The organism is Clostridium yunnanense (assembly GCF_016595795.1).
In the GTDB taxonomy this organism is placed as follows: domain Bacteria; phylum Bacillota; class Clostridia; order Clostridiales; family Clostridiaceae; genus Clostridium_AR; species Clostridium_AR yunnanense.
The window spans coordinates 48,135-58,736 of record NZ_JAENHN010000050.1 but is presented as its reverse complement, the minus strand read 5'-3'; the positions used below and the strand labels follow the sequence as shown (position 1 = coordinate 58,736).

The following is a 10,602-nucleotide window of genomic DNA, read 5'->3' as shown; positions in this document are numbered from 1 at the left end:
CTGGAACAGAAAAAGCAAGAAATGTATATGGAAACAACCTAATAAGCAGAAAGTCAGGGAATACAACAGCATACTACATGTACAACGGACATGGAGATGTTACAAACTTATTAGATGGAAAGGGAGCAATAATAGGAAGTTACTATTATGATGCCTTTGGAAATGTACAAGAAAATACATCAACCTTCAGCAACCCATATAGGTATGCAGGATATCAATATGATGAGGAAATAGGAAAATACTATCTGTTAAATAGAATGTATGATCCAGAATCAGCAAGATTCATGCAGGAAGATACCTATAGAGGAAATGCAAATGATCCACTAAGCTTAAATCTATACACTTACGTTAATAATAATCCAATGATTTATGATGATCAAAATGGACATTGGCCAAGTTTTATAGATAACTTTGTAAGTAGTGCAAAGAGTGTAGTAAGTAGTGCAATAAGTTATGTAAAAGAAACTGCAAGTAATATTTATAATGCTGTAATTAACCTTCCATCTACCATATCTAGTGGATTTAATTATGCAAAAGATACAGTATATAGCTGGGGGAAAACTATAAATAGCACATACAAAACAGTAAAGACGGTATATAATAAGGTTGTAAAACCGGTAGCGACAAACTATGCGAAACAAAAGATAGAGGAAGTAAAGACAGGTATAACAGTAAAGGCTGGAGAAGTTGCTGATTATGTAAAGGGACTAGACGCGGAAAAACTAGGAACTGGTTTTAATAAAGTTCTTAATGTAGTATTTCCAGGAGTAACTGAGAGATATGAGAAGAGAAATGATTCTTTATACGATGGAATAAACTACTGGACTGCTGGAATAGCAGGTACTATAAATGGAGCAATTAATCCTGATAAACCACTTTCGTTACAACATTGGATAGATTCAGCTGTTACTGCATCTATGTTAATTCCAGGAGCAAAATTTGCAACTGATGAGATTGGAGCTATGACTAGTAGCTTAGCACCTAAAGCTGCGGAGAGAAGTTTTGCTGGAGATAATAAAGGTAGCTTCTTAAAGGGAATATCCAATCTTGAGAATGATGCTGCAATCAGGACTAAGGGGGTAGGAGAAGCTAGTCAACTAGCAAAACCAGGAGAAGATTTATATGTTGGTACGTACAGCAAGTCAAGATATGCTAATGTAAAATCAGGATTAAATGAAACACATACGCCGCATCATGCTGTTCAAGATGCAATAAGTGAAACATCACATGGTAGAGGAATTACAATTAATATCAGGAAAGACTTACATGAGTTGACAGGGACATTTAAGAAAACAAGGGATATTGACCCTACTGATTTAAGAAAAAATCTTGCTGCTGATGCATTCGAACTAAAAAAGATATTAACTGATGCAGGCTATGATAGAAGTACAATAAATAGACAATTGAAAGAATTAATTAGGCAGAATGAAGCTACAGGAAATTTTATAAAAAAATGAAGAGGTAATTAAGGATGAATAAAGAACAAGGATTAAGTTTTTTAAAAGAAAATCAACCAATGCCAAATGATAAGAATTTAGATGAAAGCTTAATAAGTATGTATGATGAAGTCAGAAGATACTTTTTAGCTAATCCAGATGAAGAATGTCTACCATTATTTTTAAATTCCTTTGGGGAATATGATGGCATGGGAGTATACCAATTAGTTGAAGACATAATTTTAAAATTTAAACATGATAAAGTTGTGAATTGCTTACTAGAAGCATTGAAAAGTAAATACAATGGAGTTAAGTACTGGTGTGCTCAAATATGTGCACTATTTCCAGATGTAAAATTAATTAATCCATTAGTAGAGTTGCTAAATGATTCAAATCAAGATATTAAAATGTCAGTAATAACTTCATTGTCACAAATACAAGATAATAGAGTAATTACTATATTGAAAAACCAACTAAGTATTGAGGAGGACGATGAGATTAAAGATTTTTTACTTGATGTAATTGAAGATGTAGAGGGAAATATTTAAGACTCGATTCAAAATTAAAATATAACTTACTACAAAATTAAAATATTTATCGAAAATAAGAGAAATCAATAAAAGTAGTAAGGATATTCACTGCATAATATTAATAATGCAGTAAGATGAAGACTTAATGAACTAGCTGAAAAACAAGTAAGCTAGTTCATTGTTTTTTATAATGATAAAATGGTGGTAGGTGTTGAAAACAGTAGACTCTACCACTTAAACATAATAAGACAGACTCTGCCCCAAGGGGGTTACACAAGCTGAACTTCCATCAACATTAAATCCTAAAGATGTACATTTTATGCAGAGTTCAATAAAAAATCAGACTGGAAGTCATACTGTGCTTGAGAATGCAGAAGCTTTAAGGAATGGAACATTAAAACCGAGCGACTTGCCTAATATAAAAGTATGGAAAGATGATGCAGGTAAGATATGGACATTAGACCATAGACGATTAGGTGCTTTTAAGCAGGCAGGATTAGATGAAATTCCTATACAATGGGCTACACCAGAAGAAGTAGCTAGTCAAATGTGGAAAATGACAACGAAAAATGGAGGAACATCAATTAAATTAAAACTAGGAAATGGTGAAAGTATGATTATAAAATAGAGAAGGAGACTAGGTAATGAATATATATACAGAAATTAGAAATGTTAAAACTAAAGAGGACTTTTTAAGATTTTTAGAAATGCTAGCAAATGATAGAAAAAGTAATGCTGAGGAATGGGAGAATAAGAGTGTAGAAGATTATTTATTATCGATACAATCTTGGACTGAAGATATGGAAGGATATTATGAGAATAATAATCTTGAAGTACCACAAAATGTTGATTGGAACTTTATTGCTACTATTTTCTATGTTGGAAAAATTTATGAATAGTTAGATACACTTACTGCATAAATAAAGATAGAGAGACTGCATAAAATTAATAAATAGCAGTATGATATAAAATCAGTAAAAGCAGTAATAGCATTCACTGCATAATCTAAATAATGCAGTGAAGGAAAGACTAAGTGAACTAGCTGAAAAATAAGTAGGCTAGTTCATTATTATTTATAGTGGTAATATAGTGTTAGGTATTGAAATCACTAAGGTTCATAGCAAATAAGTAATAAGACAGACTCTGCCCCAAGGGGGTAAGTAACCCTGAAAAAACTTTTGTTGATATGATGGAGCCAGCAGAAGCGGCTAGATATGAGGCATATTGGAAGCAAGGTGCGGGGTCAATTGAAAAAGTAAAAGAAAATGGAGAATTTGTATATAAAGTGATGAATGGAAAAAACATCAACACAAGGCAACGATTATATACAGTACCAGGAGAAAGAAGTATTAAAGATGTAAAGATTAATAGTAAAACTGGAGAAACGTATATAAGAGAAACTATATTTGATAAGTATGGAAGAAGAATAGGTAATAATGATTATACTGACCATGGTAGACCTGATATTCCATCCCATACAAATCCTCATCATCACGCAAATCCTTATAATAATCCAGCACAACATGGTGACGGGGTTCCAGGATTACATCCGGATACACCATAAGAGAGGTGAGTAAATGACAATAGCAAATTATATATATATAGCAGTAATGAGCGGTTATTATTCAAAGTTAGATTGGCAAGAATGGGCTGATGAAGAAATAGTAAATAATGATAATGTTGAAGAATGGGTATATAATGTTTCATTAGCTAAAGACACAGAGGAATTATACGAAGCTATCTATGAAAAAAGAATGGAAGAATCGTATTATCAAAATAATGAATTTCTACAAGAAGATGTTGTAGTTGGATATTACTATATGTTATATACAGAAAAGAGAATAAGCTTATATGAATTAATTAGTAGACTAAGTGATGAAGATGATATAAGTTCTAGTTCATCTATACATGAAATTCAAAACTTCTATATAATATTTAAAGAGGTAAATGAAAACAATGGATTAATAGATGATTGTGAATTTATTGAAAAAATTGTAGCTTTGTTGGAGCCTTATAGAAAACTAGCTGAGGAACAAAAAATAAAGTTAGATTTACATTAAATTGTTGAATAACTAAATGCAAAATTAGATATTAACTCATTTTATAACAATTTAAATTAACATAGTAGAGTGATGTTAATAAAATATCAAGATTAAATTACTGTATAATATTAATAATGCAGTGAGCAAGAATCAAAATGAACTAGCTGAAAAACAAGTAGGCTAGTTCATTGCTTTTTATAGTGATAAAATAGTGGTAGACGTTGAAGATACTCAACTCTACCACTAAAAGATAATAATACAGACTCTGCCCCAAGGGGGTTACTAAAGCTGAACCATTCGATATTGTAAAATATGGTGATAAAACCCCAGGATTAGAAAATCACCATGGTGTAATGGATATGTGGGCACAGAAGAATATTCCAGGGTATAAGCCTAGACCAGCAGATTCAACAGCGATAGCATTAACAAAGGAACAGCATAATGCAACAAGGTCTGTATTCGGAAAGTGGAAGTATGAAAACTATGGATTTAAAGGAAAAGTAGATTGGGAAAATGTTTCACCAAGAGAAATTCAAGGGCTTTCAGAAAGAATGTTTGATGCTGCTAAAGTACCGCAAGATGCTAGAGCTGAATATTATAGAGAATTTAATAAATATACATATGGATTAGAAAAGTAAAGGAGATGTGTTCAATGGATATTAAAGAGATAATAAAGAAAGTAAGTTCTCTACAGAACTGCACTGTTTACCAACCATCAGGCATGATTAGTCTACCAAATGGTTTAGAAGCACCAGATGATTTAGTTGAGTTCTATAAAATATGTGGGGGTATTAGTTTATTCGAAGGTGCTCCGTATGCAGTTAAGATTGTAACACCAGAAGAGTTTATTAGCGCTAACCCTGTAATAATAGGAGAAGAAATCATTAATGCAGAGATAGAAAAAGGAACTTATGATAATGAAATATCAAAGGATTGGTTTATAATAGCTGACTTATATAACTCAGATTATATAGTTATAGACTTAAATAAAGAACGTCTAGGTCAATGTTATAAAGCATTCTGGGACAGTTATCCAGAGGTTGGAAGTACAACAATAATTGCAAAATCTTTTACTGAGCTATTAATGCAACTAGTAGAAAATAGAGGTGAATATTGGTACTTCTTAAAAGAGGATTATATATCATATGGTGATGCTTATGATGGTATTGATACAGAATAGAATTAAGCGCTTACTACAAAATTAATGATAGAATAGATGCATAAAAAGATAATATGTGTAAGTATATATAACTTGGTAAAGTGTGTAATAAGATTGACTGCATAATTGTAATAATGCAGTGAGAAAGAGACAAAATGAACTAGCTGAAAAATAAGTAGGCTAGTTCATTGCTTTTTAGAGTGATAAAATAGTGGTAGATATTGAAGATGCTAAAGTCTATCACTAAAATGCAATAAGACAGACTCTGCCCCAAGGGGGCGGATGACCCTAAATCACAAAGATGGCTAGATGCTGAAGCAAAATTAAAGAAAGCTGCTGAAGGAGATATAGGGACAACAATAGATAAAAACACTGGTTGGGAAGTTGAAACAATATATGTTGACACTAAAGGCAATGCTATGATTAGTCCAAAATGCGGAAGACCACTACAACTATCTGGATATAAAGGGCTAGATTTAGAAACAACATATCCTAATGGGTCGGTATATCAAAGAAATAACCCTAATGGTCATAAAAATATGCCGGGACAAAATCATGGACATGGTCATTTGGAAGGAACAGGACCAGGAAAAAGTGGTTCGGGTCCTAGTATTGATGTAAATGGAAATATAGTAGACTTTTGGTCGCCTGATGCACATTGGAAGACAAGAAAATAGAATAAGGAGAGTTAAGCAATGAACTTAGAAGAATTTTTAAAAACTATCTATGTAGGAGACAGGTTTATAAAATCAATTGTTATAGATTCTCAAAAAAGTGAACTAAAGATACAGATTAATTTAATATCACGAATACGAAGTGATGATGGTTTGTGGAATTTCTATAATGATGAGAATATTGAAGACGGATTAATAGTTTTTACTGATGTAGAAACATTTAGCTTTAATCCACCAGGAATTATTCCAAATGATGAGTTATATGATTGGGAAATTACAAAGCTGACTGATGACGAAAGTGAATATGAAATAGTGTTACATATGGGCTCCTACAATAGATGCGGAGAATGTAGAGAAGTAACACTTACATTAAATACTAAAGGAGTTTATTTGGAAGACCCACTTAATCCAGAGGTTAAAATATGTAATTAATTTAATATAAAAATAAATCAACCCAGCATGCCACAACAAGTGTCAATGCTGGGGTTGTTTTCATGGCTATTTTACATAAATATTTAAGAAGGTCATGGGTGCAAAGAAATTAAATAATTATTTAGAGAGTGATATTAGTGGATTAAATATTACAAAAAAGATATGTGATATAAATGAAGGACAATAGATATAACTAACAGAATAATTAATTATGGTATGTCTACAAAGAACTGAGGTGATAAAATTGAAATATATGTGTGTTGAATGGGTTCATGATTTTAGTGATGAACCAGTTAAAATTTACTCTGAAATAGATGATGAGAGATATGAGACTAGAAAGGTCGAATTATTTAAGGATGGAACATATGGTTATGCATATGAGAATATTGATATTGGTAAAACTGGATTAGGAGAAATACCGTTTCCAGAAGACCTGAATGAAATTAACGACAATCCTGAATTTAAGGCAATGGAGATTACAAAAGAGGATTTTGAAAAGGTATGGTTTAAAATCCAGAATAAATAGTATGATATAAGTAGAACTCAATTCAAAAAACAGAAGTGTAGACTGCATAAAATAGTTAGCTACAAGAGTATAGTACTATCAATATGACAACGAAATAACTAGACTGCATAATTGTAATAATGCAGTAAGATAAAGACTTAATGAACTAGCTGAAAAATAAGTAAGCTAGTTCATTGTTTTTTTCAGTGATAAAATAGTGGTAGATGTTGAAAATAGTAGACTCTACCGCTAAAAGATAATAAGACAGACTCTGCCCCAAGGGGGCGGCAGACCCTAGCATAAGAGAAAATGTACTAAGAAATATTGAAGAGAGTAGGGCTGCTAGAGAAGCCTCAAATTATAGAAATCCAATACAAGTAAATCCAGAAGAAAGAACATTAAAGGGTTATGTAGAAAACAATGCTAAAATTGAAATATCATTAAAGACTGACCCCATGTTCATCAACCTGTAAGAAATATATTACCTAATGGATAAGTTAAAGGTGGTGTTGGAAGAAAGGCAATAGACAATGGAGTTACTTCTCCAAGCGAAAAAGATGTTAAACAACTATACGATTACTTAAATAATGGGAAGTATCGTTAGCAGGATAATTGGATTCAAAATCATTAAGAAAAATAATATATAACCTCATAGAGACTAGTCTTTATGAGGTTGTTGAAAACTATGTAAATCTAAATACTAAAAAGGAGAGTCGGATTATTTATGGGAGAAAATTTTGATTGTACTCAGTTCCTGACTTTTGATAGCATATTAGCCGAAAATGAAGTTATTAAAAAGCTATTATCATATGAAAACATCGGATTCAAAGTGATTCTAGAAAAAGATATAAGAAATATAAAGAAGGAGTATTTTAAGAACTATAGGAAACAAATATTTGTTGAGTTGGAATATGATGACTTTATTGGAGAAATAGATGAATGGAAAGATATAAATGATGCTCCGCCTAAGCTAATATCAGATTTCATAAAAATAACTAAAGATATAATTAGACAAGAGGGGATAACTAATTTAAAGATAATATTAGCATCATTTGCTGATATGGGCGTAACTACAAACGAAGTATTAAATGCTTCAGTAGATAAATTAGAATATAGTTTGTTTCATATTTCAATGAGTGCTCCATATAATCCAGTCGATAATCTAATTATTGAAGTAGAAAACAAGAGCAAATTGGATGAAGAATGTAAATAGCATTAGAATGACAGCTACATTTAGGCGGAAAGTATAGTATGAATCAATTACATAAACAAGAAGTATTAGAATTAATAGAACTACACTCAGCAATGATGAAGACTGGGTGGATTTAAGAGATATATTAATTGAAAAAGGATATAATAGATAAATATCCTCAAATTTCAGTAGCTATTGATATGATAAGAAATGAAGAAATATCATGGTTAATGCATAACTTATGTGTGCCTTACTGCAAAATACAATCGTAGCGTAAGATCAAATAAAACCAAAAGTTTTATAAGAATAAGTGAATGCATATTATTAATAATGCAGTAGAATAAGTACAAAATAAATAGCTAATTAATTGCTTTTTTTAGTATAAAATAGTGGTAGATGTTGAAAATATTCAACATCTACCACTATTTTATACTAAGACAAACTATGCCCCGATTGGGGAGCATAAATTATTAAACGTTTATAGAATCCTCGCTCCAAATATACTATCAACATTGTATTCAATACTTATATTCTTACTAGTTAGCGGGATGATTTGAAAATCCCAAGGTAATATTTCTTCATTATATATACCTTTAATTATTTTAGCTTGAATAGATTTTATCTTGTTTTTATTGCAGGACTTTTTGTATTTTATTGCAATTATGTATAGAGGAAAGTCCTTGGAGATAGTTAACTTCTTTACTACTATATAAGCTTTCTTTATTTCTTCATGTTTCTCCAGTTCATGCTTGATTTTATCCAGTGTTTTTGAAGATAAATCATGTAGTAAGAAATCGTCACTTTTGTATACGTTAGATCTCTCAGCGAGCACTTCTTTATTGGTTTTCATAAAGTTTACAGCATAATTATAATATCTTACTGCTTCAGACCTATTGCCATTATGTAGGTAATAATTAATAAGGTGATAGCAGCTATTAGGAATAAGTTGCGTATCTTCGTTCATAAGAGTATTAAAAAACTCTACACCTGCTTCTATATCTTTCAAAAGAAATATTCGAGCTATGTGAAATTTAGCACTAATATTAAGCTTGTCTTCTTTTACTGCTTCTTTAAATACCTTAAGGGAAGCGTTAATGCCCTCAAGCTCTTCTACTAAAAAGGCTTGGTCAATACGTTGCTTTTGAGTCAATCCACTTTCTTTTTCTATAGATTCTAAATCATGTAAGGATGTTTTTAAATCTGATATGTATTCATAATTTTCCTTCCATCGTGTTTCGAAAAGTTCTTTCCATTTTAAGCTCATATTATTAAGGATACTATTAGATTCGCTTCTAAATAGAGTTCTTAATGCGCTTTCGTAATCATCTCTAAATATTGAAAGTAAATCTCCATTGAAACTACCATCAATTGTAGGTACAGTAGCATCTAACGATTCAGCTCTTTCTGCAATAGAAGGATGAGTACTTCCTGGTAAGGAATAATATACTTTTATTTGATCTAAAAAGTTTTTATATACTTCTATAGGTATTTCAAGATTACCCTTCATAGCGTTTTCCATCAGGAAATATATATCTTTGGGAACTTTTTCGCTTGTATTATTTAATTTCGTTATGTAATCCCAAAAATACCTATTAAAAATTCCGTCATAAAACTCCATTTTAATCAATGAGTTTATAAGAGCTTGCTTACCTACAGCTCTTGAAGCAATAATATCTGCTTCAAACTCATTATTTTTTCTAACTTGAAAGTATAGATTATTAAGTACTATTATATATCTTTTTATCAATCTAGCAGTTATAGAATTGGGTTTTCCCTTCTTCTTTAGCTTATCTAAACGCTTTAGCAACTTATTTATTCTTTGAGAAATTCTATATGTACTTCTACCATGGACTTTACTTAAGTGACCACACTCATGTGCTAATACTGCCTTAAGTTCCCTTTCGTTTAATGATAGTAAAAGTGGAACTCCAATTACTAGATATCGTTTTTTCCAATTTGCTAGGTAAAACTTTGAGCCTTCCTTTATGTAGGCATTATTGTTAAAATCCAAAGCCACTACATGTATTTTAGGACATTTGCAGATGCTTCGAACCTCATCTATGGTTTCATATAGCTTTGGAAAATCTTCTCTTTTCACAATAAAGATATCGGTGTTATCATCTTTTTGAAAGAAGATAGGGAACAGTGCTTTAGAGAGTAGAAAAAATACTATTGCCAGTGGTATTACTAGTAATATTGATGTAACTATTGATATTGCAATATCTTCTTCAGCAATAATTCCTTGATCAATAAAAGCAATGATAAATAAAAGTATAACTGAGTCAAGCAATACCATTCCTGCGGTTAAAAGGATGTCTAATGCTCCTAAAAATCTTTCTTTAAATCTTATCTTTTTGTTCATAATATGTACCCGCCTATTCTTCAAGTTAATAAAATTAACTAATTTTGAAAATATCTATTAACAAACAGCTTGTATCCATGTAAATTCTACCATAAAAGGGCTTGGATGAAAATATGTATTGATGTGTTAGATCTTTTATAATATCCATAGATAAGTTGTAGAGTAATTGAAGTCATTTGATTTAACCTGCACAAAAGTTTTATAGTTTATTATAAGGTGAAAAATTTGAAGTAATAAGGGTAAATAAAAACGGCTTGAAGTTTGGGGTAT

General features: G+C 31.0%; 14 protein-coding genes. 13 read left to right on the top strand and 1 reads right to left on the bottom strand.

Going from position 1 to position 10,602, the window contains the following annotated elements:
- The 13 genes from JHL18_RS18815 to JHL18_RS26350 form a co-directional block, all read left to right on the top strand.
- The coding region (locus tag JHL18_RS18815; protein WP_200272087.1) for an RHS repeat-associated core domain-containing protein at positions 1–1,457 on the top strand (1,457 nt) is incomplete at its 5' end.
- Positions 1,458–1,471: 14 nt separating this feature from the next.
- Positions 1,472–1,984 (top strand): HEAT repeat domain-containing protein, encoded by a 513-nt coding sequence (locus tag JHL18_RS18810; RefSeq protein ID WP_200272084.1) that lies wholly within the window; start codon positions 1,472–1,474, stop codon positions 1,982–1,984.
- A 301-nt stretch (positions 1,985–2,285) separates the two neighbouring features.
- The gene (locus JHL18_RS18805; RefSeq protein WP_200272082.1) at positions 2,286–2,594 is read left to right on the top strand and encodes a ParB/Srx family N-terminal domain-containing protein; all 309 of its coding nucleotides are present in this window, start codon (positions 2,286–2,288) and stop codon (positions 2,592–2,594) included.
- 16 nt (positions 2,595–2,610) lie between these two features.
- Positions 2,611–2,865, top strand: a complete 255-nt coding sequence (locus tag JHL18_RS18800) for a DUF7660 family protein (protein ID WP_200272080.1) — start codon at positions 2,611–2,613, stop codon at positions 2,863–2,865.
- 290 nt (positions 2,866–3,155) lie between these two features.
- Complete coding sequence (locus JHL18_RS18795; protein WP_200272078.1) at positions 3,156–3,530, top strand: hypothetical protein; 375 nt, start codon at positions 3,156–3,158, stop codon at positions 3,528–3,530.
- Positions 3,531–3,543: 13 nt separating this feature from the next.
- On the top strand, positions 3,544–4,026 hold the full coding sequence (locus JHL18_RS18790; protein WP_200272077.1) for a hypothetical protein: 483 nt from the start codon (positions 3,544–3,546) through the stop codon (positions 4,024–4,026).
- Between the two features lie 284 nt (positions 4,027–4,310).
- Complete coding sequence (locus tag JHL18_RS18785) at positions 4,311–4,646, top strand: hypothetical protein (RefSeq protein WP_338025485.1); 336 nt, start codon at positions 4,311–4,313, stop codon at positions 4,644–4,646.
- A gap of 14 nt (positions 4,647–4,660) precedes the next feature.
- The gene (locus JHL18_RS18780; RefSeq protein ID WP_200272073.1) at positions 4,661–5,188 is read left to right on the top strand and encodes an SMI1/KNR4 family protein; all 528 of its coding nucleotides are present in this window, start codon (positions 4,661–4,663) and stop codon (positions 5,186–5,188) included.
- 398 nt (positions 5,189–5,586) lie between these two features.
- Complete coding sequence (locus tag JHL18_RS18775) at positions 5,587–5,844, top strand: hypothetical protein (protein ID WP_200272071.1); 258 nt, start codon at positions 5,587–5,589, stop codon at positions 5,842–5,844.
- Between the two features lie 18 nt (positions 5,845–5,862).
- Positions 5,863–6,273: a DUF6258 family protein gene (locus tag JHL18_RS18770; protein ID WP_200272069.1), complete on the top strand. Its 411-nt coding sequence runs from the start codon at positions 5,863–5,865 to the stop codon at positions 6,271–6,273.
- Positions 6,274–6,526: 253 nt separating this feature from the next.
- Positions 6,527–6,799, top strand: a complete 273-nt coding sequence (locus tag JHL18_RS18765; RefSeq protein ID WP_243277978.1) for a DUF6881 domain-containing protein — start codon at positions 6,527–6,529, stop codon at positions 6,797–6,799.
- A gap of 703 nt (positions 6,800–7,502) precedes the next feature.
- Positions 7,503–7,991: a hypothetical protein gene (locus tag JHL18_RS18760; protein ID WP_200272065.1), complete on the top strand. Its 489-nt coding sequence runs from the start codon at positions 7,503–7,505 to the stop codon at positions 7,989–7,991.
- A 128-nt stretch (positions 7,992–8,119) separates the two neighbouring features.
- The gene (locus tag JHL18_RS26350) at positions 8,120–8,242 is read left to right on the top strand and encodes a hypothetical protein (protein ID WP_274600977.1); all 123 of its coding nucleotides are present in this window, start codon (positions 8,120–8,122) and stop codon (positions 8,240–8,242) included.
- A 206-nt stretch (positions 8,243–8,448) separates the two neighbouring features.
- Here JHL18_RS26350 and JHL18_RS18755 read toward each other — a convergent pair whose 3' ends face one another.
- A complete protein-coding gene (locus JHL18_RS18755) occupies positions 8,449–10,332 on the bottom strand; it encodes a M48 family metallopeptidase (RefSeq protein WP_200272063.1) in 1,884 nt (627 codons plus the stop codon).
- Positions 10,333–10,602: the final 270 nt, after the last annotated feature.